Source organism: Microcoleus sp. CZ3-B2, assembly GCF_036705055.1.
Taxonomy (GTDB): domain Bacteria; phylum Cyanobacteriota; class Cyanobacteriia; order Cyanobacteriales; family Microcoleaceae; genus Microcoleus.
This window is the reverse complement of record NZ_JAUBTN010000018.1, coordinates 80,478-106,017: the sequence shown is the minus strand read 5'-3', so window position 1 is coordinate 106,017 and position 25,540 is coordinate 80,478. Positions and strand designations below refer to the sequence as shown.

Annotated in this window: 17 protein-coding genes; 11 read left to right on the top strand and 6 right to left on the bottom strand. The window is 44.8% G+C overall.

Annotated elements, in window-relative coordinates; all coding sequences use genetic code 11:
• Window positions 1-269: 269 nt before the first annotated feature.
• Complete coding sequence (locus tag QUA97_RS11135; protein WP_194066446.1) at window positions 270-1,346, bottom strand: permease; 1,077 nt, start codon at window positions 1,344-1,346, stop codon at window positions 270-272.
• An 819-nt stretch (window positions 1,347-2,165) separates the two neighbouring features.
• Here QUA97_RS11135 and QUA97_RS11130 point away from each other — a divergent pair.
• Entirely contained in the window at window positions 2,166-3,605 is a 1,440-nt protein-coding gene (locus QUA97_RS11130) for a sensor histidine kinase (protein ID WP_194066445.1), read from the top strand.
• Window positions 3,606-3,928: 323 nt separating this feature from the next.
• Here QUA97_RS11130 and dnaN read toward each other — a convergent pair whose 3' ends face one another.
• Window positions 3,929-5,068 (bottom strand): DNA polymerase III subunit beta, encoded by a 1,140-nt coding sequence (gene dnaN / locus QUA97_RS11125; protein WP_333194623.1) that lies wholly within the window; start codon window positions 5,066-5,068, stop codon window positions 3,929-3,931.
• Window positions 5,069-5,265: 197 nt separating this feature from the next.
• Between dnaN and QUA97_RS11120 the strand changes: the two genes are divergently transcribed.
• Window positions 5,266-5,400, top strand: coding sequence for a hypothetical protein (locus QUA97_RS11120; RefSeq protein ID WP_255515812.1), 135 nt, complete (start codon window positions 5,266-5,268; stop codon window positions 5,398-5,400).
• Window positions 5,401-5,563: 163 nt separating this feature from the next.
• Here the strand turns inward: QUA97_RS11120 and dnaA are convergent, their stop codons facing one another.
• On the bottom strand, window positions 5,564-6,937 hold the full coding sequence (dnaA, locus tag QUA97_RS11115; RefSeq protein WP_194066443.1) for a chromosomal replication initiator protein DnaA: 1,374 nt from the start codon (window positions 6,935-6,937) through the stop codon (window positions 5,564-5,566).
• 313 nt (window positions 6,938-7,250) lie between these two features.
• Here dnaA and QUA97_RS11110 point away from each other — a divergent pair, with 313 nt between their 5' ends.
• The 4 genes from QUA97_RS11110 (at window position 7,251) to QUA97_RS11095 (ending at window position 10,956) form a co-directional block, all read left to right on the top strand.
• Complete coding sequence (locus QUA97_RS11110; RefSeq protein ID WP_333194622.1) at window positions 7,251-8,492, top strand: HhoA/HhoB/HtrA family serine endopeptidase; 1,242 nt, start codon at window positions 7,251-7,253, stop codon at window positions 8,490-8,492.
• A 473-nt stretch (window positions 8,493-8,965) separates the two neighbouring features.
• The gene (gene def / locus QUA97_RS11105) at window positions 8,966-9,499 is read left to right on the top strand and encodes a peptide deformylase (protein ID WP_194066441.1); all 534 of its coding nucleotides are present in this window, start codon (window positions 8,966-8,968) and stop codon (window positions 9,497-9,499) included.
• 55 nt (window positions 9,500-9,554) lie between these two features.
• Window positions 9,555-10,127 carry a TerD family protein gene (locus tag QUA97_RS11100; protein ID WP_194066440.1) on the top strand — a complete coding sequence of 191 codons (573 nt, stop codon included), beginning with the start codon at window positions 9,555-9,557 and terminating at the stop codon, window positions 10,125-10,127.
• A 229-nt stretch (window positions 10,128-10,356) separates the two neighbouring features.
• Complete coding sequence (locus QUA97_RS11095; protein ID WP_194066439.1) at window positions 10,357-10,956, top strand: TerD family protein; 600 nt, start codon at window positions 10,357-10,359, stop codon at window positions 10,954-10,956.
• Between the two features lie 243 nt (window positions 10,957-11,199).
• On the opposite strand, the gene lysS is transcribed toward QUA97_RS11095, so the two are convergent.
• Window positions 11,200-12,753 (bottom strand): lysine--tRNA ligase, encoded by a 1,554-nt coding sequence (gene lysS / locus QUA97_RS11090; protein WP_194066438.1) that lies wholly within the window; start codon window positions 12,751-12,753, stop codon window positions 11,200-11,202.
• 596 nt (window positions 12,754-13,349) lie between these two features.
• Between lysS and tkt the strand changes: the two genes are divergently transcribed.
• From tkt to QUA97_RS11065, 5 genes are all read left to right on the top strand, one after another.
• On the top strand, window positions 13,350-15,365 hold the full coding sequence (tkt, locus tag QUA97_RS11085) for a transketolase (protein ID WP_194066437.1): 2,016 nt from the start codon (window positions 13,350-13,352) through the stop codon (window positions 15,363-15,365).
• Between the two features lie 533 nt (window positions 15,366-15,898).
• Entirely contained in the window at window positions 15,899-18,712 is a 2,814-nt protein-coding gene (locus tag QUA97_RS11080; protein ID WP_442922505.1) for a PAS domain S-box protein, read from the top strand.
• Between the two features lie 49 nt (window positions 18,713-18,761).
• Window positions 18,762-19,211 (top strand): response regulator, encoded by a 450-nt coding sequence (locus QUA97_RS11075; RefSeq protein ID WP_194066436.1) that lies wholly within the window; start codon window positions 18,762-18,764, stop codon window positions 19,209-19,211.
• Between the two features lie 138 nt (window positions 19,212-19,349).
• The gene (locus QUA97_RS11070; protein ID WP_333194620.1) at window positions 19,350-20,849 is read left to right on the top strand and encodes a sensor histidine kinase; all 1,500 of its coding nucleotides are present in this window, start codon (window positions 19,350-19,352) and stop codon (window positions 20,847-20,849) included.
• A gap of 122 nt (window positions 20,850-20,971) precedes the next feature.
• On the top strand, window positions 20,972-22,060 hold the full coding sequence (locus QUA97_RS11065) for a response regulator (RefSeq protein ID WP_194066434.1): 1,089 nt from the start codon (window positions 20,972-20,974) through the stop codon (window positions 22,058-22,060).
• 281 nt (window positions 22,061-22,341) lie between these two features.
• Here QUA97_RS11065 and QUA97_RS11060 read toward each other — a convergent pair whose 3' ends face one another.
• Both QUA97_RS11060 and QUA97_RS11055 read right to left on the bottom strand, forming a co-directional pair.
• On the bottom strand, window positions 22,342-24,948 hold the full coding sequence (locus tag QUA97_RS11060) for a PAS domain S-box protein (protein WP_194066433.1): 2,607 nt from the start codon (window positions 24,946-24,948) through the stop codon (window positions 22,342-22,344).
• Window positions 24,945-25,340 carry a response regulator gene (locus QUA97_RS11055; RefSeq protein ID WP_194008229.1) on the bottom strand — a complete coding sequence of 132 codons (396 nt, stop codon included), beginning with the start codon at window positions 25,338-25,340 and terminating at the stop codon, window positions 24,945-24,947. The genes QUA97_RS11060 and QUA97_RS11055 overlap by 4 nt, the downstream gene beginning before the upstream one ends.
• Window positions 25,341-25,540 lie beyond the last annotated feature (200 nt).

Here is a 25,540-nt window from a genome sequence, read left to right as displayed (position 1 = left end):
ATTGGTTATTGGTTATTGGTTATTGGTTATTGGTTATTGGTTATTGGTTATTGGTTATTGGTTATTGGTTATTAGTTGTTGCTCCTTAGTTATTAGTTGTTGTTATTTGTCATTGTTCTTGGCTCAAAGAGAATTGGAAGTCTATTGCGGTTCGATCGCGTGGTGAGGTATGCCCGGTTTGGCCGGTTTGGCCGGTTTGGCCTATGCCCGAAAGCACCTCATCTTTATGAGAAATGCTATATCGTTATTTGTCCGTGCGGGCAAATCGATCAACCTAAATACAAGTTGACAGCTAGGGTCATTAAAAATGTTAGTTGAGCAGCCAAGACAATTAAGTAAATTACGGCTCTACCTTTAAAAATAGAGAGCATTAAACCGATGCCTTTGAGGTCAATCATCGGGCCGAAAACGAGAAAGGCTAACAGCGAACCGCTGGTAAATGTGGCGGCAAAAGACAGGGCAAAAAAAGCATCTACTGTAGAACAAATCGATACGACTGCGGCTAATAGCAGCATGGCGAGAATCGAGGAAACCGGGCCTTGACCGAGGTTGAGAATTAGTTCGCGGGGTGCGCCAACTTGAATGATGGCGGCGATCGCGCTTCCGATGACCAAAACTCCTCCCAACTCCCGCAACTCCTGTACCATACTATCTAAAAGCAGGCGCAGACGCTCTCTAGAAACGCGGTGAAACATCGAAGAAGGTTTAGAGGTTTTTTCGGTTTTGCCTGTTGCTAAGGGCTTCCACTCCTCTTGTAGCAAAGATTCGATCGGCACTGCACCCCCCTGACCGAGCATAAATGTTCCAGACTGCAACAATAGCGGAGTGCTGTCTTGGGCGAGGTTTTGTTCGGAAAACTCTGGTTTTGGGAGGGGAATTGCGCGGGCTACAGAGGGGTGTAACAGAGGCCGCAAGTCTGCTTGGGCGCTGAACACCCAGCCGATGATTGTGGCGATAAACAGAGAAAAGACTACCCGCAAAACTACTATTTCTGGCTGATCGCGAAATGCTGTCCAAGTCGCCCAAACTACGATCGGGTTGATGGTGGGGGCTGCTAGCAAAAAGCCGATCGCCGCTGGTGCGGGTACTCCCTGCATCAGCAACCTGCGGGCTACGGGCACGTTACCGCACTCGCACACGGGAAACAAAAAGCCGATCGAACTCCCCATCAAAGCGCCCAGCAGGGGGTTTCGCGGGATGCGGGATACGAGCTTGCGTTCGTCTACAAACCCCAGCAGCAAACCTGAGAATAAAACTCCCAGCAGCAGAAAAGGTATTGCTTCTACTAACAGGCTGAGAAAAAGGGTAAAAGCATTGTTTAACTGATTCGTTAGGGCTGGTTGCATCGATCGCCTACTGGTAAATTGGTATTTAGTTTCACGTATTTGGCGGACTCCCTGTCGATCATACCTTCTGCACAGCACTAAGTTTAAAATTCCGTTGAAACTTTTTGGCGATCGTCCTCAATGTTATAGAAACCATTAAAAGTTGCAGATTCCAGCACCGGACACCGCAATATCCGATCCCTAGCAATGGTCGCCTATAATATCTATATCTCCACAGGAAAATAATAGTTGTTAAAATTAATTTTATATTTTTCCTATCAATCGGATAATTATTGATTTAACTGGCGCGAATTATCACAAAAAGTCACAAAAATTTAATCAATTAAAACATCACCAAATATTGCGCCAAATTGGCCTGTTGCAACGAACAAATCATAAAAGTAGCAAGCTTGTTTAGACAGCCAGACTCTATGGGTAAACCGAGCAGGGGTATTTGAGAATCGCGCCGCAATAATGATTTTCCTGTATCATCAATTAATGATAACTTCCAGCGCAATCGGGTTATTGTTAACGACAGGTTAAGCTTTTTAGCCCAAGGTTAACGAATAGTTAAATACTCTAAATAACAGTTAATACGCCTCAAGCCAATATAAAATAAAGTCAGGCATAATTACCAAGGCGCATCTATCTCGGCCATCCTCAAACTTGCCTAATACTTGGAGTGGTAAAATCCCCTTTGCCACAAACAGTTTTTTGTGTAATTTAAAATGCCGTTTGCCAGAGGGATGTCGGCAAAAGCACTCAGCTACTCACCGACTGAGCTTTGGTAACTGAATGTCTGCTGGCAAATAAAAACCAAAAAAGCGTGCTGATGAATTTATGTTAAATACTTCTTGCGTAGAAATACCAGTACAACCCGTGTCCGAAGCTGACTCTGGAGAACTTCGTTTAGACTCTACTCTCCAAGAATTATCGCTTTACGATTTTCAAGTAGAAGCTATGGATTTCGGGATGAAAATTTCCCAGATGTTAGAAACTAATCCGCTGTTACCGGGAGTCATTTTGACAAATCAAGGTAAATTTGTCGGCATGATTTCCCGGCGGAGATTTTTAGAATTTCTCAGCCGTCCTTTTGGAAGAGAATTATTTTTAAAACGACCTATCAAGGCTTTATATCGCTTTGCTGAAATTGAGACTTTGATTTTTCCTAGCAATACTTTAATCGTGGATGCAGCGCGGAAGTCGCTGCAGCGCTCGAAAGAACTGCTTTACGAGCCGATTGTGGTTCAAGTGTCGCCCCAAACTTATACTTTGGTAGATGTACGCGAACTGTTAGTGGCCCAGTCAAAAATTCACGAATTAGCGACAAAATTGCTGAGGCAGCAAACTCAATCTCAACTAATTCAAACCGAAAAATTAGCCAGTTTGGGGCAGATGGTAGCTGGAGTAGCTCACGAAATTAGAAACCCTGTCACCTGCATCAGCGGAAATCTCGGCTTTTTGTCTAACTACTCGAAAGACATCATGGAGTTGCTGTCTGCTTACGAGCAAATTGTCGGGCCTAGCGAAAAAATTGACGCACTCAAAAAAAATATAGAATTTGATTTTTTGCACGAAGATTGGGTGGAAATTCTCAAAAGCATGAAGGCTTCATCAGAGAGACTGAGGGAACTTGTCACCAGCCTGCACACCTTTTCTTACATGGACGAAACTCACTTGAAAGAAGCTAACCTCCACGAATGTATTGACAGTACGCTGCTAATTATGAAAAGCCGTCTGAAGTACGGGTTTAAAGTAGTTAAAAATTATGGGGATTTGCCTTTGGTCAAGTGTTACTCTGGTCAGTTGAGTCAGGTGTTTATGAATATCATCAGCAATGCGATCGATGCTTTGGAAGAAGTAAAAGAAGAAACAGGTTTTGTCGCTGCGATTACGATTGAAACTGAGGTAATAGACAGTTCTGACGGAGACTTCGTGAATTCGGAATTATTGCAAAATTATGTTTTGGGCGATCGACCAAATGCAAAACAGCTATCATCCGCCAGCCAAAACGCCGGTTTCAGCCCAGAAGCAAGCGAAAAAAATCAAAATAACGCTTGGATAGCGATCAGAATTGCCGATAACGGGCCGGGAATTCCGCCAGAAATTCAGCGCAGGATTTTTGATACATTTTTCACCACTAAACCTGCTGGGAAAGGTACGGGTTTGGGGTTGGCAATTACTCATCAAATTGTGACGGAGAAGCATAAAGGCAAGTTGAATTTGCATTCTACGCCCGGTACGGGGACGGAATTTGAGATTTTGTTGCCATTGATTTGAAGGAAGAAGGAAGAAGGAAGAAGGAAGAAGGAAGAAGGAAGAGGGAAGAAATAGAAACTAATACCATTTTTCTTTCATATGTGGTATAGATGAAGTCTTAGCCCCCCCGAAGTCGCGGGGGGGGGTTGGGGGGGTAATATCTAGCGCTACTTTATGAAATTGGTATAATTACAGCAGATTCCACATTTATGAAGTACGCCGGCCTATCCTCAACTCCGCGTAGGGACACGGCACTGCCGTGTCCCTACACTTCACAAACCTGGAATACGCTGTATGTAGGGTGCTCTTCGGCGCACGGCCGTGCGCCGAAGAGCACCCTACTGTTACGCTCTTAGCTGAACGGGCATCACCAAAAATGTAGCATTGACTCCGCCCAAAGGTTGAAAAATTACAGGAGCCAGAGCGCCGTTTAATTGCAGTTGAATTTCGGGAGACTGAGCTGTTTTCAAAATGTCAATTAAGTATTTCACGTTGAAAGCAATATCGATGCTGTCTCCCGAAATCTGCGCCGGCATTGACTCTTTGCCGCTACCGACATCTTTGGCATCTACCGATAAGGTGATTTCCTGATTTTCCTCGTCGATGCTGCATTTGAGGATATTATTTTTTTGGTCGGCAAAGACTGCTATTCTTTCGACGGCTGCTAAGAGCGATCGCCTTTCCAAGGTAATTTGCCGCTCAAAAGACGGTGGAATCAACTGCCGGTATGCGGGATATTGCCCTTCTAAGGTGCGAGTTGTCAACCGCTGGTCTGCCCATTCAAACACTACTTGACCATGTTCAAAATGCAGCGTAACTGGTTCAGTCCACTGCCGCATTACTAGCATTCTTTCTACTTCCCGCAATGCTTTAGCCGGAACTGTCACCTCAAATTCTTCTTGGGTTTCTTCGCCTTCGACTTTTTCATTTACAGTTTGAACTACTGCCAATCTGTGGCCGTCTGTCGCTGCAAATTCCAAGCAATCTTGCAATACCTTTAAATGCACGCCTGCAAGTACCTGTTTTGCTTCGTCGGGGCTTGTGGCAAATAAAGTTCCTTTGAGTCCTTCTATCAAGGCTTCGGGTGGCAGTTTGAGGATTGTTCCGGCTTCGATTGCTGGCAATTCTGGAAATTCTTCCGGGCCCATGCCTCTGACTTGGTAGCTGCCTGAACTGCAAGTGAGATATGCTACGGTGTCTCCCGCTTCATCTTCTAAAGTAATCTCTCCATCTGGGAGTCTCGAAACAATATCGTTGAGCAATTTAGCGGGTATGGTAAAACTGCCGCCGCCGGTCACTTCTGCTGCGAAGCTGGTGCGAATTCCTAAACTGAGATCGAAAGCTGTCAAGCTAACCCGCTGATTTTCCTCATCCGCTACTAAGAGCACGTTGGCTAGTACCGGATGTGTCGGGCGGGAGGGAACGGCCCGACTTACCAACGAGAGGTTGGCGTTGAGGTCACTTTGGGTGCAAACCAATTTCATGGGAGGTTAATTAACCGGATTTGAGACGAAACCAAATCCTATCACAGAAAGTCGGCGGGCTGACTTTTCTCTGTCAGGGCTTATTTCTGGGGCTAGAAACCGGGTTTATGGGCAAAATTTTGTGAAGGAAGGAGAAATATACTTAGAAATCGGGTTTCTGAGGTTAACGCGCTGAGGACTAGATTTTTTTTAATTTGTTGAATTATTTTTATGTCGATCGCCCTGTGGAAACTGTGGAAAAAAAAGTTAACTGTTTGCGGGATATGACTTGTAGTTTCCAAAAACTGTGGAAAACTTGTGGAAAAGCTGCTAAATACGATCGCCCATTTTAGTAAAAAAATGGTTTTGGGCGATCGAGTAAAGTTTTCCACAAACAAAGGGCAAATTTTCCACAGGTTTTTCCACAGGCAGGGGGCAGAGGCATTGGAATGACTGCTGACTAATGACTAATGACTGCTGACTAATGACTAATGACTAATGACTACTGACTTTTTATTAACTTTTGCGACTGACAACGTTAATTCGATCGCTCAACTGACGCAAAGTTTGAGCCAAATTCGGGTCAGTGTTCCGCAACTGAGCAATTTTGTCGCAACTGTAAAGCACCGTCGTGTGGTCTTTTCCGCCGAACACTTCGCCAACCTTCGGCAAACTCAAAGCAGTATGCTGCCGAATTAAATACATCCCTATTTGACGGGCGAGACTAATTTCGCGCCGGCGGGAAATACCTTTCAAATCTTCGACAGAAACATCAAACGCCTCAGCCACCACTGCAATTACCGCATCGGGAGTCGCCTGTACCGTTTCAGTTTGCGGATTCAAAACCGGGGCGATATTCTCAACTGTCATCGGCAAACCGGTAATGGAAAGATATGCTACGGCCCGAATCAAAGCTCCTTCTAATTCCCGAACATTGGAAGTATAGCTAGAAGCAATGTATTCAATCACATCTCGCGGCAACCGCATATTTTCGTACTCACCTTTTTTCTGCAAAATTGCCATCCGCGTTTCCAAGTCGGGCAATTGAATATCAGCAATTAATCCCATGGAAAATCGGGAACACAAACGCTCTTGCAGGCGGGGAATTTGCTGCGGCGGGCGATCGGAAGCTAAAACTACTTGATTTCCAGATTCGTGCAAAGTATTAAACGTGTGAAAAAATTCTTCTTGAGTGTATTCTTTGCCTTCAATAAATTGAATATCATCTATTAATAAAACATCCGCTGCCCGATAATGATCGCGGAAACTTTGCATACTGTCTTTGCGAATTGCGACAATTAAATCGTTAGTAAATTTTTCAGTAGAAACGTAAAAAATCTTGGCGTTGGGGTCAATTTCCAAGCGATAATGACCGATCGCCTGCATCAGATGAGTTTTCCCCAAACCAACGCCGCCGCACAAAAATAAGGGATTGAATTCTCGGCCCGGAGACTCGGCTACTGCGAGGGCTGCTGCGTGAGCCATGCGGTTGTTGGAACCGACGACAAAGCGGGAAAATACGTATTTGGGGTTTAAATTAGCGGGTTTAGGCGGGTGAAGCGATTTGTTTTCGGGGACATCGGTGGCGATGGGGGAGGGCGAAATTGTGGCGGAGTCGCTGCTGTCGCCTGTTTCATTTCCCCCGGCAATTGTCAAGTAAATGTCTACGGGATAGCCGAGAATTTCTTCGACTGCATCAGCAAGGATTTCTCTGTAATATTTTTGCAACCAATTGCGAGCAAAGGGGTTGGGGGCGCTGACAATCAAACAGTTATTTTCGAGTTGTTCGGCTCTGGCAGTTTTGATCCAGGTCTCAAAGCTAGGTCTGCTCAGTTGTACCTGGAGACGTTCAAGTATCTGTTTCCACAGATTTTCGAGGGGAATGTCCATCGATTACCTCTGCCGATCGGCATTTAAGAGATTTTCAAGTCCAAACAGTTCAGTTTAGTCGAGTTGGTGGTTGGGAAGCTAGAGCGGCCCAAGATTGGGCGGTTTCAACCGTATCTCTTAGCAAAATCAGCGAAAATCGGCAATCAAAAATCCAAAATGAGAAGCTGAATGTTAAAGTTTAAGGGAGTCTGCCGTAGCTTGCGGGGCTCCCAGCCATCGCCCAAAAATTTTGCGGCTCTGCGGCGATATAGCAGGTATCAAAGAGCTGCTAAGCAAATATTTAAATGTGGCAGGAAAGCCTAAAAACGTGGCTATGAAGAGTTCTACAGGCAAGTTTTGGAAGCAACCGGCAATTTACATATTGCTGCTGGTAACGGGGGCCGGAGCCGCCATGTTGGGCGATCGGCTGACGGTTTCTCAATTACGTCCTAATTCTGGTGATTCGAGACAAGAGGTGATGCAACCGAAATTGCAACTGCCTCCTAAGACGGAGGTTAAAGGTAGCAAAGTATTGCCGCAGGTTCCTTTGTCGGGCGATGCAGCTAATGTGAATTTCATTGTGGCTGCGGTGGAAAAAGTAGGCCCGGCGGTGGTGCGGATCGATGCTTCGCGCTTGGTGAAACCGACAAATAGATCGCTTTCGCCGGAAGATTTTTTTGGTGCAGAACCGAATTCGGGCGGCAGGGGCGGGATCGAACGGGGTACGGGTTCGGGTTTCGTGATCGGGGCCGACGGCGTGATTCTCACTAACGCTCACGTTGTAGAGGGTGCAGATACGGTAAATGTAACTCTCAGGGACGGCCGCAGCTATCAGGGGCGGGTGTTGGGGGCGGATAAGGTGACGGATGTGGCTGTGGTGAAGATTGAGGCGACTGCTCTGCCTGTGGCGGCGATCGGCAATTCTGATAAGCTGTTGCCTGGGGAATGGGCGATCGCCATCGGCAATCCTTTGGGTTTGGACAATTCGGTGACTGCGGGGATTATTAGCGCTACAGGGCGATCGAGCTCTGATGTGGGCGTACCCGACAAGCGCATCGGTTTTATTCAAACAGACGCTGCAATCAATCCGGGGAATTCCGGCGGCCCGCTGCTGAATGCTTCGGGGGAAGTTATTGGGATGAATACGGCGATTATTCAAGGCGCTCAAGGATTGGGCTTTGCGATTCCGATTCAGGCGGCGCAACAGGTGGCGAAGGAACTGATTTCGACGGGGAAAGTCGAACACGCTTATTTGGGAATTGAAATGGCGACGCTGACTCCTGATGTTAAGCAGCAAATTAACAGCAATGCTAACAGTAATCTGCGAGTTGCAGTCGATCGGGGTGTGGCTATTGTGAGCGTTGTTCCTAATTCTCCCGCGGCGGCGGCAGGTTTGCGGGCTGGAGATGTGATTCAAAAGATTAACAATCAGCCGATTATTCAGTCGGAAGCTGTTCAGGATTTCGTGCAAAATGCCAAGGTTGGCGGCCTGTTGCAAATGGAGATTAATCGCAACGGGCAAATAGTTAATTTGACTGTGAAACCGGGGAGTTTGCCTGTTCAACAAGTTCGATAATTTGTTAGTTGTTAGTTGTTAGTTGTTAGTTGTTAGTTGGTAGGGGCGGTGGATGGTGCGTGCCCGCCCTCTTAGTTGTTAGTTGACTGTTGTTATATCAAATCCGGTAGCATCGGAATGATTCAGATATATATATTCTCGGACTCTGTGTACTCTGTGTTCTAGCGCCGGTTAAATCACCTGACGATGCAAGCGGAAACGATATTAGTTGTTATTAATAGGAATAAATTCTTAATGAGTCTCTCTACAAAATGAACACCAACTAATAATTGATGATAGAGATTGTAAAACAGAGACCCGAACCAAGGATTTTTCTTGATTTCTTTATGGAATAGTTCAATCTCAATTGTTTATTGATTTTCACGAGTAAAGACTAATAACCAATAACCAATAACCAATAACCAATAACTAATAACCAACAACCAACAACCAATAACCAATAACCAATAACCAACAACCAATAACTAAAAAATATGTCAGAAATATTGCAAATTTCACAATTAGGAAATCCGGTATTACGCCAACCGTCGCAAGTTGTCGAGAATGTTAAGGACGATCGCATTCAACAGCTCATCGACAACCTAATCTCTACTGTCCAACAGGCGAACGGAGTAGGGATTGCGGCCCCCCAAGCGGCGAAGTGCGATCGGCTGTTCATCGTCGCATCCCGCCCCAACCTGCGCTATCCCCAAGCCCCTAAGATGGAACCGACGGCGATGATTAATCCCCGGATTCTCGCTGCATCCACAGAAACAGTCAAAGACTGGGAAGGCTGTTTGAGTATTCCGGGGATTCGCGGGTTGGTGCCCAGAAGTAGGGCGATCGAGATAGAATACACCAGTAGAGACGGCAAAGTCCACAGACAAGAACTTACAGACTTTGTAGCCCGGATTTTTCAACACGAATACGACCATTTAGAGGGCATCGTATTTTTAGACAGGGTGGAAAATACCCGAGAACTGATGTCAGAGGATGAGTACCAGCAGCAATTTGTCAAGCTCCTGTGATAATTGATATAATGGCGATCGGTAACTAAGATTGATGTTGTGAATAGGAGGGCGAATGTCTATTAACTTGGAAAAAGGCGGGAGAATCAATCTATCTAAAGAAGCACCGGGGCTGAAAAATGCCGGGATCGGTTTGGGATGGGATACCAATGCTACAGACACCGGCGCAGCGTTTGACTTAGATGCTTCCGTGTTTATGTTGGGTTCTGCTGGCAAAATTCCCAGCGAAAAATACTTTGTTTTCTACAACAACAAACAGTCGCCGGACGGTTCTGTAATACATCTGGGAGATAGCACAACCGGAGAAGGATTGGGCGATGATGAAACCGTTACAGTCGATTTAACCAAAGTCGATCCTTCTGTAGAAGAAATTGTGTTTGTTGTCACCATCCACGAAGCCGAATCGAGAAGGCAAAACTTCGGTCAAGTGCGGAATGCTTTTATCAGGATTTACGATACCACTACTAACACAGAAATCACGAAGTACGATTTGGATGAGGATTTTTCTCGCGAGACTGCGGTGGAGTTTGGCAGACTCTACAAGAAAGATGGCGAGTGGAGGTTCCAAGCAGTTGGAGATGGCTACAATTCAGGCTTGCAAAGCTTTGTAGACAAGTATGCCGGATAAAAGGTCGATATAAAACAATACGGTTCAGATCAAGTCGATCCCCCCTTAGCTTTCCCCCTACTCCCCCTTAAAAAAGGGAGGGGACAAGAGAGTTATCTTTCGTCCCCTTTCTTAAGGGGGATGCTGCAAGGGATATCCTGGGAATAAACAAATCGGACGTACTGTTGAAACCGCCCGGTCTTTTGATCAATCCCATATTGCACGATAAACCTTACAAAATCACAAAACAATGGCTATCAACTTGACAAAAGGACAATCAATTGTTCTCAGCAAAAGTGAATACGACTTATCCCGATTGACAATGGCTTTGGGCTGGGATGTCGCGCAAGTTAAAAAAGGTCTTTTCGGCAGAAGTAGCGGTGCAAATTTTGACCTAGATTCCTACGCTTTGCTACTGGGGGAAAATGGCAAATTAAAAGCTTACAAAGAAGATGTAATTTATTACTCTCATTTAGAATCAAAGGACAAAACAGTTGTACACTCCGGCGACAATCTCACCGGGGAGGGAGACGGCGACGACGAACAAATATTGGTGAAACTCAGCTCGTTGCCAGCACAATATCACAAAATTATCTTGGGTGTAAATATTTACAATGGTAAAGAAAGAAAACAGCATTTTGGCATGGTAGAAAATGCTTACGTCAGGGCTGTAGATGCAGCCGGTAAAGAAATCGCTCGCTATCGCTTGTCAAATGACCCTTCCTATGAAGGCAAATTAAATATGTTGATGGGAGAAGTTTATCGAGAAGGTAGCGAGTGGAAATTTAAGGCTTTGGGAAATCCTTTGACTGAAGATATGAACGGTGTTGTCGGTTCGTTTATGCGGTGAGATTAAAAATGTTTTTCAACCGCAGATAAACGCGGATAAACGCCGATGTAATTTCATCGGCGTTTATCTGTGTTAATCCGCAAATATCTGCGGTTGAAAAAGTAACTCTAATCGGGAGCATCTCACTTTTGCAGCCAAGCTAGAAATTGGAGGTAGGAGGCAGGAGACAGGAGACAGGAGGAAAGAGGAAGAAAGAAGGAGTCAAAAGAAGTCTTTTTACAAATATGAGATGCTCCCCTCTAATCAATCTTTGACAGGCCGCATTGTTGGGAACATCACGGCATCTCGGATGCTTTGAGTATTGGTTAAAAGCATTACCAATCTGTCTACACCGATGCCCATTCCGGCACAATTTGGCATTCCTAAAGATAGCGCTTGGATGAAATCTTCATCCATTGGATGCGCTTCGTCATCTCCTGCATTTTTCTGTGCTAATTGTTCTTCAAACCGCTTTCTTTGCTCTTTCGGATCGTTCAATTCTGAGAATCCGTTGGAGTATTCTGTGCCGTTGATAAATAGCTCGAAACGCTCGACAAATCCGGGTTTGCTGCGGTGTCCTTTGGCGAGGGGACTGACTTCGACTGGGTAGTCGATGATGAATGTAGGTTGAATTAGTTTGGGAACAACTAATTTGTCAAAAACTGCGTAGAGCACGTAGCCTAAACTCTGTTTTTCTAGCTGAGATAGGTGCATTTCTAGTTTGGTTGCGGAGGATATTGCACTTTCTAAGTCCAAACTGTCAAAATCCAGTCCAAACTCGTCTCTGACAGCTTCTACCATTGTTTTCACTTGCCAGTGTTTGCCGCTAAAACCGGGATATTTTTCGCTGTAGTCGTATTTACGTTCTAAACTGATTGTTTCTCCCTGATTTTCTATTTCCCGCACATCGCCAAATACTTCTGCTGCTGCGAAACAAATCACGTCTTCGACAACTGTTAAAATGTCGAATACATCTGCATAGGCTTGGTAAACTTCTAAGGAGGTAAATTCGGGATTGTGGGTGCTGTCAATGCCCTCATTTCTAAAGGCTTTTCCTAGTTCAAATACTCGCTCGAAACCGCCACAAATTGCTCTTTTTAAGAACAATTCGGGGGCGACGCGCAAATACAAATCTACTTCTAAAGCATTGTGGTGGGTGATGAATGGTTTCGCGGCTGCACCGCCGTAAATAGCTTGCAGTGTTGGCGTTTCTATTTCGTAAAAGTTGGCTTTCCAAAGATAGGAACGGATGCTTTGGACGATGCGGCTGCGTAGCATGAAACGGTTGAGGGCTTCTTGGTTGCTTGCTAAGTCCATTTCGCGGTGGCGGCGGCAAACTTCGGGGTCGTTGATGCCGTAATAAGCATCGGGAAATTGGATCGTAGCTTTTGATAAAAGCGTGAATTCCCGGACTAAAATAGAAAGTTCTCCCCTGGGGGTGCGGCAGCCGATACCTTCTACGCCGACAAAATCGCCGACATCAAGCAATTTTTTGATTTGTTCAAAGCTCAAACCGACTTCGCCGGTGACGATGGCTTTTTCGATTTTGAGTTGAATTTTATCTGTGGTGTCTTTTAAATCGATGAAGCCAATTTTGCCGCTGTCTCGCTTGGAAATAATGCGGCCGGCTAATCGCAGGGGAATTTCTTCGGGGTCGCTTTGTCCGTTTTCGAGTTCTTTTCCTGGCTGACTAAATATTTCGCGAACTTGTTGGGCTGTGTGCGATCGCGCGTAGGATTGACTGGGATACGGTTCTATGCCTTGCGATCGCAGTTCGTCTACTTTTTGACTGCGGACTTCGGCTTCACTCAGAGTCATTAGTTATTGCCTAGTTAAAATTACCAATATCTTAGATCTTGCACTGCATTGTCACATTCACAGGCTTTCTGGTCTGTTCCACAACTCAATTCTTTGGTGGGTAGGCCGAGGGCGGATGCCCGAAAGCTCGATCGCAACAGGTGCAAGATGTCAGAAACACCAAACTCTATCATAACTGAGCTGCCTGACGGGGCCAATTTGCTAAATAATTCAGATACACGCTGCTTTTTGTACCCTGGCTGCTGAAATATTTGCGATCGCAAATTGTTATCGACAGCATAAAGCGGGCGAAACATTAAAAAATTAAGTTGTCTGTCGGTCGCAACAGGTGAGATGATATGTAGTGCAGTCTCACGGCAGTTCCACAGAAACTCAATAGCAGACACGCGAGCGATCGAACTCGACTCATCGCACTTCTGCCAAAATTGACCACACAGATCGTGTCCGGTCGGTCGATCGTACTATTTGGTTTGGGGCGTTTACTAAAACTCTGGTTTTGATGAGGATTATTGGTTAACTCGCCCCTACAACAATCACGGTCAATTGACCGAATATGAGCTCGCACACACTCTCTCATACATATAAAAACCAGAATTATGGCTGTTGCAACCCAATCAATCGAAGAACTCTGCATTAACTCTATCCGCTTTCTCGCCATCGATGCGGTAGAAAAAGCAAAATCAGGACACCCAGGACTACCGATGGGCGCTGCGCCTATGGCCTTCGTACTGTGGGATCGCTTCATGCGGTTCAACCCTAAAAACCCTAAGTGGTTCAATCGCGATCGCTTCGTACTCTCCGCCGGCCACGGCTGTATGCTGCAGTACGCCCTCATGTACCTCGCCGGCTACGATAGCGTCAGCCTCGACGACATCAAGCAATTCCGTCAGTGGGAATCCAAAACCCCCGGACACCCGGAAAACTTCGTCACCGAAGGCGTAGAAGTCACCACCGGCCCCCTGGGACAAGGCATTGCTAACGCCGTCGGTTTGGCAATGGCAGAAGCTCACCTCGCTGCCAAGTTTAACAAGCCCGATAGCACCATTGTTGACCACTACACCTATGTCATCATGGGTGACGGCTGTCACATGGAAGGTATTTCTGGCGAAGCTTGTTCTTTGGCCGGACACCTCGGACTTGGCAAATTAATCGCCCTCTACGATGACAATCACATTTCCATTGAAGGCGACACTAACTTGGCCTTTACTGAAGATGTCGGCAAGCGTTTTGAAGCCTACAACTGGCACGTCATTACAGTAGACAATACCAACCTAGACGAAGATACTAACGCAGAAGCAGTTCACAAAGCTATTGAAGAAGCCAAAAAAGTCACGGACAAACCGTCTCTGATTAAAGTCCGCACAGTCATCGGTTATGGTTCTCCCAACAAGCGCAATTCTTACAGTTCTCACGGTGCTGCTTTGGGTACCGATGAAGTTAAAGCAACTCGCGATTTCTTGAAGTGGGAATACGCACCGTTTGAAATTCCTGATGATGCTTTGGCTCACTTCCGCAAAGCAGTCGATCGCGGTGCTGCATCCGAAGAAGAATGGAATAAAACTTTTGCAGATTATAAAGCAAAATATCCCGCCGAAGCAGCAGAATACGAACGCACGGTTGCTGGCAAACTTCCCGAAGGTTGGGATAAAGTTCTCCCGACTTACAAGGCAGAAGATAAGGCTGATTCGACTCGGAATCATTCTGGAAAATGTTTGAATGCTTTGGCTGCTGTCCTACCTGAATTGATCGGCGGTTCGGCTGACTTGGCATCTTCTAACATGACTCTGCTTAAGGGTGAAAAAGATTTCCAAAAAGGTCAATACGAAGGACGCAACCTGCGCTTTGGCGTGCGGGAACACGCTATGGGCGCGATCGCCAATGGTCTGCTACTCCACGGCGGTTTGATTCCTTACTGCGCCACATTCTTGGTATTTGCCGACTATATGCGCGGTGCAATTCGCCTCTCCGCACTCTCGGAAGCTGGAGTCATCTATGTCATGACTCACGACTCCGTAGCTTTGGGCGAAGATGGCCCCACTCACCAACCAGTCGAAACCATCGCTTCCCTGCGCGCCATCCCCAATTTGTTGGTGATGCGCCCTGCGGATGGAAACGAAACATCCGGTGCTTATAAAGTGGCAGTTGAAAGCCCCAAACGCCCCACATTAATGGCTTTGTCCCGTCAAAACTTGCCGAATTTGGCCGGAAGCTCGATCGAAGGAACAGCCAAAGGCGCTTACATTTTGTCCGACGACGGCGGCACTCCCGACATCATTTTAATCGGCACCGGTGGCGAAACATACCTCTGCGTTGATGCCGCTGAAAAATTGCGCGCCGCAGGCAAAAAAGTCCGCGTCGTTTCCATGCCTTGCTGGAAATTGTTCGACGCACAAGATGCCGCTTACCGCGAATCTGTACTCCCGAAAGCTGTTACCAAACGGTTAGCAGTTGAAGCAGCTTCTAGCTTCGGCTGGGGACGTTATTTAGGTTCCGAAGGCGACAGCATCAGCATCGACACCTTCGGCGCCTCCGCACCAGGCCCCGTTGCTTTAGAAAAGTTTGGCTACACCGTTGATAATGTGGTGGCTAAAGCTAAGGCACTCTTGGGTTAATCGCAGTAGCATAATGAATGATGGGGCGGGCTTTTGGCTCGCCCCTTTTTTTTATAGGAGAAGGAAGAAGGAAGAAGGAAGAGGGAAGAAGGAAGAGGGAAGAAGGAAGAGGGAAGAAGGAAGAGGGAAGAAGTCATTAGTCATTAGTCATTAGTCATTAGTCATTAGTCATCAGTCATTAGTCATTAGTCATCAGTCAGTAGGGGCGGTGGATGGTGCGTGCGGGCCCTATACGTTGTCATTAGTCATTAGTCATGTTTTGCTTTCCCCCCGGAGCTTTCCGTCCAACGTCATCAGGAAAACGGAAGACTGAAGACTGAAGACTGAAGACGGAAGAAAATCAAACGTTAACCCGCTGCGGTGGGTTTCGTTTGTTTGGCGTGCGAATTCCATTTGCCCGGTCTTATGTATATTTCAAAAATTTGAGATAAGTTATAAGTTATTGGGTTAAATTCCCCGTTACTCAATTACCAATTACCAATTACCAATTACCCATTACCCCTTCCCGATTCCCCATTACCCATTCCTTTATCATGTGGACTTTTTTAAATAACCTGTTATTCACTAGCAACTATATTTCTCACGGCCACTGTTACCTTTGGCAGCGAGATCTAGTCGCGCTCCACGTAGTGTCAGACTCTATAATTGCCCTGGCTTACTATTCAATACCCGTATCGCTAATTTATTTTAGCACTCAAGGAAAAGACTTGCCCTTTCGCAACATTTTTTTGCTGTTTGGAGCCTTTATTTTCTCCTGCGGCACTACTCATATAATGGAAGTTTGGACGCTTTGGCATCCTGTTTATTGGCTTTCTGGGAGCTTGAAACTGATAACCGCAGTCATTTCTGCTTACACAGCTTTCGCATTGATTCCGTTAATTCCTGAAGCATTAGTTTTCACGAGTCCCGCTCAATTAGAGATAATTAATCAAATACTGCAAACAGAAATCGTCGAACGCCGAGAAAGTGACGCTCGCTATCAAACTTTAACAGAAGCTTCGCCAGTTGGAATATTTTATGCTGACGATGCCGGAGACTGTTTGTATGTCAACGAACCCTGGTGTCAAATTGCTGGAATTACCGGCGATGAAGCTTTGGGTAAAGGGTGGTTGCGAGGCATTCATCCAGACGATCGCGAGAGCGTTTTTGCTCAATGGTATAGCGTCGCGCAGGAGCAATTGCCGTTTAAATCTGAGTACCGTTTTCAACGTCTTGACGACGGTCAAGTGAAGTGGGTTTTCGCTCAATCTGTAGGTCAAATCGGAGAAAATGGGGAGGTTAAAAGCTATGTGTGTACGATTACTGATATTACAGAACGCAAGCTGGTAGAAGAGGAAAATCGACTGCTCAATGAAACTCTGGAAAATCGAATTGCCGATCGCACTGCTCAAATGGAAATTTCCAAGCAACAATTGCAAAACGAAGTAGCTTACAGACAAAGAATTGCGATAACTTTGTTGGAATTGACGCAACTACAAAATGCAATTCTTAACAGCGCTAACTACACAATTATTTCCACTGAACCAGACGGTAAAATTAAAATATTCAATCGCGCCGCCCAGCAACTTTTAGGCTATTCCCCCGGAGAAGTGGTAGGCAAAGTCACGCCAGCCATCATTCACGATCCTCTGGAGATAAGCAAAAGAGCGGAAGTTTTGTCTCAAGAATTGGGAGTAAAAATAGAGCCAGGAATGGAAGTTTTTTTTACTTTGCCGCGCGGGGGAATGGCTGACGAAAATGAATGGACTTACATTCGCAAAGATGGTTCGCGGTTTCCGGTGCAATTGTCGGTGACAGCCTTATTTGATACTGAAGGAAATATTACTGGTTTTTTGGCGATCGGTCAGGATATTAGCGATGCCGTGGCGACAGCTACCCAACGCAAACAAGCTGAAAAAGAGCTGCGCGACCTCACCAATGCTCTGCAAAATGCGGTGGAAGGCATTTCGCTGCTGGACATTGACGGACGCTATGTGAATGTTAACCGAGCTTACGCTCGTAAATGTGGTTACGAACCGGAAGAAATGCTAGGCATGGAATGGCAGCTTACCGTGCATCCAGACGATGTTGAGATGTTGACATTAGCTTATCAAGAAATGCTAATTTCGGGCAAAGTAGAAGTTGAAGCTAGAGGTGTGCGGAAAAAGGGTTCATTTTTTCACAATCAATTAACAATGGTCAAAGCTTGCGATGCCGAAGGAACATTTAACGGCTATCACTGTTTTATGAAAGATATCACCGAGCGTAAACTAACTGAAACAGCGTTGCAGGAAAGCGAATTCAAATACAGGCAAATAGTTGAATTAGCAAAAGAAGGTATTTGGGTAATTGATAACAATGCCGTCACGACTTACGTGAACCGCGCAATGTCGCGAATGCTCGGCTATAGTGAATTAGAAATGTTCGGTCGGCCGCTTTGGGACTTCATGGATGAACCGGAAAAACAACAAGCTCTCGATAATTTCGAGCGTCGCAAGGAAGGGATCGCTGAACAACATGAATTCAAATTCAAAACTAAGGATGGTAAAGATATTTGGACGGATATGTCTGCCAGTCCAGTCATGGACTCCCAGGGAAATATGCTGTCATGCTGCGCCTTAGTTTATAACATTACAAAACGTAAAAAATCAGAGCAACAAATGCTGCAACTTACAGAAGATTTGAAGCGTTCTAACGAAGAATTAGAACAATTCGCTTATGTGGCTTCCCACGATTTGCAAGAACCGCTCCGAGCCGTTACCAGCTACGCTCAATTGCTCGCCCACCGCTATCAAGACAATTTGGATGCTAAAGCAGATAAATATATTCATTATATTGTTGACGGCGCTACCAGAATGCAACAATTGATTAATGATTTGTTGGTCTATTCGCGCCTGGGAACCCGAAGTAAACAATTTGAGCTAGCCGATTGCAACGCTGCTGTCAACCAAAGTTTGTCTAATTTGCAAATTGCGATCGCCGAAACAAAAGCTGTCATCACCTGCGACGCGATGCCAACCGTGATGGCGGATGAATTTCAACTGGTGCAGTTATTCCAAAATTTGCTCGCCAATGGTATCAAATTTTGTCGCGAAGATATCCCGTTGATTCATATCGCTGCGGGCCGGCAAGATAGCGAATGGGTGTTCAGCGTGCGCGATCGGGGCATTGGCATCGATCCGCAATATGCCGATCGCATTTTTATTATTTTTCAACGCCTGCACTCTCGCCGCGAATATTCCGGTACTGGCATAGGTTTGGCGATGTGCAAGCGCATTGTGGAACGCCACGGCGGGCGCATCTGGGTGGAATCTCAAGAAGGAAAAGGAGCGACTTTTTACTTTACTATTCCTATAATTAGTATCTGAAGGCTTAAATTTCATTTATTTTTTTTATAGTCACAAGGATAAACAGGTTATGAGCGATCCCAGCACTGTTAGATTAGTTGAGATTCTGTTAATTGAGGATTCGCCCAGCGATGCCGATTTGGCAAGAGAAGTCCTCAGTCAGGGTAAAATATTGAATAACTTGCATTTTGTGGAGGATGGAGTCGAAGCAATCAAGTTTTTACGCAAAAAAGCACCCTATCTGGACGTACCCCGTCCCGATTTGATTTTGCTAGATTTGAATCTGCCGAAAAAAAGCGGTGTTGAAGTGCTAGAAGAAATTAAAACTGACCCGACGTTAAAATTAATTCCTGTCGTGATTCTCAGCACTTCTGCTGCTCCCGAGGATATTGTCAAGTCCTACTCGCTCCATGCCAACTGTTATATAACTAAGCCTGTAGACTTTGTACAATTTACTAAAGTAGTCAGGTTAATTGAGGAATTCTGGCTCGCCGTTGTCCACCTTCCTGTAATTTATTAATTGATTGAGGATTGGTGGCTGGCGGTAGTGACACTTTTACAATAATAGCTTAACAAATAAAAATTGCATAAAAAAACCAAAAAGTTTAACCTGAGATTGATACGCAGTGAAAATGTTACAGTCAAAAATCTTTAAGCTATGTGGATTAAGATTCTGTTAGTAGAAGACAATCCGGCTGATGCTGATTTGCTTGCAGAACTGTTGGAAGTATCTGTCGGAGTGGAGTGGGAACTCGTGTCTGTTGAATTCCTGCAGGAGGCGATCGCCCAACTGGGCAAGCAATCCTTTGATATAGTTTTACTAGACCTTTCTTTGCCCGACAGCCACGGTTTGGAAACGCTAACTCGACTGCGAGAAGTGGCTCCCGATGCGGCAGTGGTGGTAATGACAGGCTTGGACGATGAGGCGATCGGACTCGAATCAGTACGCTTGGGAGCCCAAGATTACATTGTTAAAGGTCAAATTACCACCCAATTATTAGTGCGGACGATCCGCTACGCGATCGAACGTTCTCAAACATTTCAAATGCTGCGGGAAAGTGAGCGGCGTTTTAGGGCGATTTTTGACTCTTCCTTTCAGCTTACCAAACTGCTGACTCCCGAAGGAATCGTGCTGGAAGTGAACCAGACAGCCCTAGATTTTGCCGGAGTTCGATCGCAAAATATTGTAGGCCGCCCGATTTGGGAACAGTTGATTTGGCAACAATCACCAAATGGTAAAGAACAATTAAAAGAAGGTCTCGCCAAGGCTGCTAAGGGTGAATTTTTTCGCCGCGAAATAGACTTGTTAGGCAAAAGTGGCCAAATTATCACAGTTGATTTATCACTGAAACCTGTTAAAAATGACACGGGACAAGTTTTGCTGCTGATTGCTGAAGCCCGCGACATTAGCGATCGCAAACGAGCCGAAGCAGAAATTCTCAAAACCCTCGCACGAGAAAAGGAACTTTCCGAACTGCGAGCCAAATTTGTGACAATGGTTTCCCACGAGTTCCGCACCCCCTTAACAACCATCCAATTTTCGAGTGGATTGCTGCAAGACTACAGTTCTAAGTGGACTGAAGATAAAAAATCTACTCATTTTGCGCGGATTCAAATAGCAATTAAACGCATGACAGAGTTATTAGAAGATATTCTAGTAATTGGCAAAATCGAAGCAAACACCTTGCAGTTTCAACCAGTTTCCTTAAACCTCGAAAAATTTTGCCGTCAACTGGTAGAAGAACAGCAGCTCAACGACAGCAACCAACACCCGATCGCCTTTAAACATGAAGGCGACAACTGCAACGCTCAAATGGATAAAAAACTGCTGCGGCAAATCTTGGGAAACATTCTCTCAAATGCCATCAAATATTCCCCCGCCGGCAGTACAATTTCCTTACAGCTCAACTGTCAAAACCAAAAAGCTGTTTTCCAAGTTCAAGACCGTGGCATCGGGATTCCCCAAGCCGATCTAGAGCGAATCTTGGAAACTTTTTACCGCTCTACAAATGTCGGCACTATTTCGGGAACAGGCCTCGGTTTAGCGATTGTGAAACGGGCTGTAGAACTGCACGGCGGCCAACTAGCGATCGACAGCCAAGAAGAAAAAGGTACAACTTTCACTATTACCTTGCCTTTGATTTCACAAACACAATAATCGCTTAATGCTTAACTATAAACATCAACCACTCACCTAAATTTTATCCAAGAATAACAAAATTATCAAGGTTCGGAAAGCAAAATTTTCCAACCAATTATTAATCAAAAGGAGTAACGACCGTGGCAAAAATTTTGGTAATAGAAGACGAAGAATCGATTAGAGAAAATATTTTAGATTTACTTGAAGCCGAGAATTTTCAAGGAATTGGAGCCACCAACGGCCGAGCCGGCATCAAATTGGCGATCGCCCAAATCCCAGATTTAATTTTGTGCGACATGATGATGCCGGAAATAGACGGTCACGCCGTCCTCAAAGCCTTGCGCTCCGAACCCCTAACTGCCACAATTCCATTTATTTTCCTCACAGCCAAAGCCGATAAAAATGACATTCGCACGGGCATGGAACTGGGAGCAGACGATTACATTACTAAGCCTTGTACGCCGCAAGAACTGCTAAAAGCAATTGCTATTCGACTTGAAAAATATAAAACCATTAGCAAGCAGTCTCAAAAAACCCTAGACGAATTGCGGACTAATATTAGTATGTCTCTTCCCCACGAATTGCGGACTCCTTTGAATGCCATTCTGGGTTTTTCTGAGCTAATTTTATCCGAATATCAAGTTTTTGAAAAAGCAGAAATATTAGAAATGATCGGTCAAATTAACACTTCCGGTCATCGCTTGTATAGGCTGATTCAGAACGTTTTGCTCTATGCAGAACTGGAAATAGCTGCCACCAATCCCGAACAGCTAAAAGAGATGCGTAGCAGCGAATTTAGCTGCGTCAAATCTTTGCTGACTGAAAAAGCACGGCAGCAAGCAAAACAAGTGAATAGAACCGACGACTTACACTTAAATTTGCAAGATTCGTCAGTTGCTATCGATTCTATAAAACTCACAAAAATTGTTGAGGAACTGCTCGACAATGCCTTCAAATTTTCTGTAGAAGGAACTCCAGTTTTTTTAAGCACTTTTGTCGAAGATCGGACGTTTATTCTCTCTGTACAAGACCAAGGACGCGGTCTGACTCCCGATCGCATTGCACAGCTAGAAGCTTACAGACAGTTCGATCGCAAACTTTACCAACAAGCAGGTTTGGGATTGGGCTTAGCCATAGTTCAACGCCTTGCAGAATTGCACGGAGGAGGATTTAAAATAGAAAGTTTACCGCAGCAAGAAACAATTGTTTGCGTTTCCCTGCCCATCTAAAAAACAATTATATCCTGTCCTATCGATTCATATCAAATCCTCTCTTCCTCGGAGTAGTAAATTAATAGTTAACAGTTAACAGTTAGCATCATGTATGAGTGCAACCGTATTTGTTATGGTGTTCAGCCGGACATGATATAGTTCCCAACTCTTACGCAATCAGTAGACTTTTTGCAAAAATTCTTTATTATTGTTACAACTTTTTTTATTCATTCTCATTTTTTCAATCTCAAATCCTTCGACGTTAGCGCTCACACCGCAGTCAAAAAGTTTAAATAATTTTATATAGAATATATCGCCCGTTTCACACATCGCTGCATATAAATTTTAGCTACCTTATCCTCATGGTTGATTTGTTTGCACTGCGAAAACAATCTTCTCGCTTCGACAAACCTATTATTATTGTACAATACTAAACCTTCCTCAAAGATTGTCTTTGTATCTAATTTTTTTTGTCGCACCTCCGGCGGATCTCCCGTGAATATTTCATAAACTGTTACCAATTGCGACTTACCTTTCACTGTAACGCGATCGATCAATCTAAAATCATAAATATCGTTCAACTGTATAAAAGTATTGTGAGTAATTAACATCGAAACTCCATACTCTTTCGTCAAGTCTTCCACGCGGGAAGCTAAATTTACTGCATCGCTAATCACCGTGCTGTCCATCCGACTTTGGCCGCCAACCGTACCTAACATCAAAGAACCGGTATTGATGCCAATGCCAATTTGCAGCGGCGGGCGATCGGGTTGATGACGGCTGACATTGTACTCGTTAAGCTGTTCTAACATACCAATTCCAGCTTTCACAGCATCGTCCGCACTGCCATTAAACAACGCCATAATCGCATCGCCAATGTATTTATCAATAAACCCAAAATTTTCAGTAATTACTGGTTCCATCCGCGACAAATAAGCATTAATAAATTGAAAATTTTCTTCAGGATTCATAGTTTCAGAAAGAGTAGTAAAATCGCGAATATCTGAAAACAGCACCGACATTTCTTTCTGTACTTGATCGCCTAATTTTACGTCCAGAATACTTTCATATCCCAGAAAGTGGAGAAATTGGTGCGGCACAAACCGCCCGTAAGCATCTGTTAAATTTTCTTCCGCTGCTAAAGCTTTTTCGAGCTCGTTTGTGAATTTTTGCCGCTCGGTTTCTACCTCTTGACGCTCTGTGATATCTTGAAAAACCGCGATCGCGTAAACTATGTTTTTCCGTTCGTCGTAGATTGGAGTCGCCCAAACCTCGATCGGCACAATCTTCTCAGGGCCGTGAATTTCCGCATCGTCAACGTGCACCACTTCCCCCCGCAGCGCCCGTACAATCGGTTGGAGATCCTCCGGATACAGCTCATTGCTTCCAGCACAATAAATTTGATAAACTGCCGACAAATTGCTAGGAACAACATCAGAAACCAAGCCTTTGCCAAATATTTTTTCAGCCCAAGAATTCATATAGCAAGGTTTTCCGACATTATCTATCACAAATATACCCACCGGCACTGCTTCCAGCAATTGAGTCAGCCGATTTTCACTTTCTAACAGCGCTCCATTTAACTTTTCTTGAGCTACCAAAGCTTTTTCTAAATCATTTGTAAACTTGAGTCGTTCCACATCTACCAGTCTTCGCAAAGTAATATCCTCAGCAAAACCTTGATAGTAAAGCACATCACCGCTAGCATCAAAAACAGTGCGTGCGTCCTCAGAAATCCAGATAACACTACCATCTAGGCGATAAACTTCCGACTCAAACTCAGACACGCTACCGTACTTTTCCATCAGCGCCAAAAACTCTTGACGGCGATGCGGTTGCACGTAGAATTCCCGCTGAATATCATTAACACTTGCGATCAATTCTTCAGGGGAATCATAGCCGTAAATTTGAGCCAGAGCAGGATTAGCGCTGAGCAATTTTCCCCCCGGTGCAGTCTGAAAAATACCTTCAAGAGCATTTTTAAATATCTGGCGATACTTCTCTTCAGCTTGCACCAGCGCTGTTTCAGCTTGCTTGCGTTCTGTAATATCAGTAAAAGCAATAATCCCGTAGCAAATATCGCCAATAGAATCATAAATAGGAGTCGCCCAACTCTCCACCGGAATAATCTTATTTCCAGTCCTAATTTCTACACCCTCAGTCCGCACTGTTTCGCCCCGGAGCGCCTGCATAATTGGCAACTCTTCCACAGGACATCTCTCATTAGTTCCGGCTTTATAAAATTGATAAATTGCCGCTTTCTGCTCCGAATTAATATGCGGCACCGTGCCTTTACCAAAAACTTCCCGCGCCTTCTGATTTGCATAAAAAGATTGACCGTTAGCATCCAGCACGCACACGCCCAGCGGCATGGCTTCAAGATATTGCGTCAACCGACTTTCGTTTTCGTGGAGTTTGGAAATCAGCATCGCCTGCTTGCGGTTTAATCTGGCCAACTCCTGATTCATCTCCTGAAGTTCTATTTGCTTTTCAGCTAATTGTTTGTCTTGAAAATATCTATAAATCGCCTCAGTGACCGTTAATTTTAAATCATCAGATTGCCAAGGTTTAGCTATGTAGCGGTATAACTTAGCATAGTTAATAGCATTGGCTACCGCCTCCAAATCTGCCTGCCCCGTCAGCATAATTTTGAGAGTTTTCGGCGAAATGGCATGAACGCTCCTCAATAGCTCGTCTCCTTTCATATTCGGCATAATATGATCGGAAATAACCAAAGGAACTTCATACTGTTCTGCTAAAAGTTCGGATAGCAACTCTAAAGCTTCTTCGCCACTTTGGGCCGTTTCAATTAAATATTTATCTTCAAAGGCTTTGAGCAAGTCTATTTCCAGACTATCGAGTATAGTCTGCTCATCATCAACACAAATAATGACTGGCTTTTTCATAAATTTGCTAGACCAGACTTAATTGCTTCAATTAATTCTTGATTTTTCCAAGGCTTTTGTATGAAAGCATGAAGATTGGCTTGAGCTTTTGTGCGTTCGATTGCTTCTTTATCTGCTTGTCCCGTTAGCATAACTGTCACGATTTGCGGATATTTGTGATGAATTGCAATCAGCAACTCATCTCCTTTCATTCCGGGCATCAACCAATCCGAGACAATCACTAGAATGTTAACCTCATTTTCACATAGCTCTTCAATAATTTCCAACGCTTCTGCTGCACTTTCAGCAAATTCGCACAGATATTTACCGTTAAATGCCTGTTGCAGTTCAATTTCCAGACTTTCCAACACCGCTACTTCATCGTCAACACACAAAATTGCTGGTTTAGACATCGCTAGTTTCCTCCTTTAGTCTGGCTGAGTGAACCCCGACCTGTAAGCACATCGTTGTCTAAATTCTACATTCTGCGGGGTAGACTGCCAATTTTTAGCCCCAGATATAGTAGTTAGAGCAAAATATGAAGTATTGACCAATCAATCGCTCAATCCCTCAATCCCTCAATCTAAAAATTGTACGCTCGCATAGTCGAAAT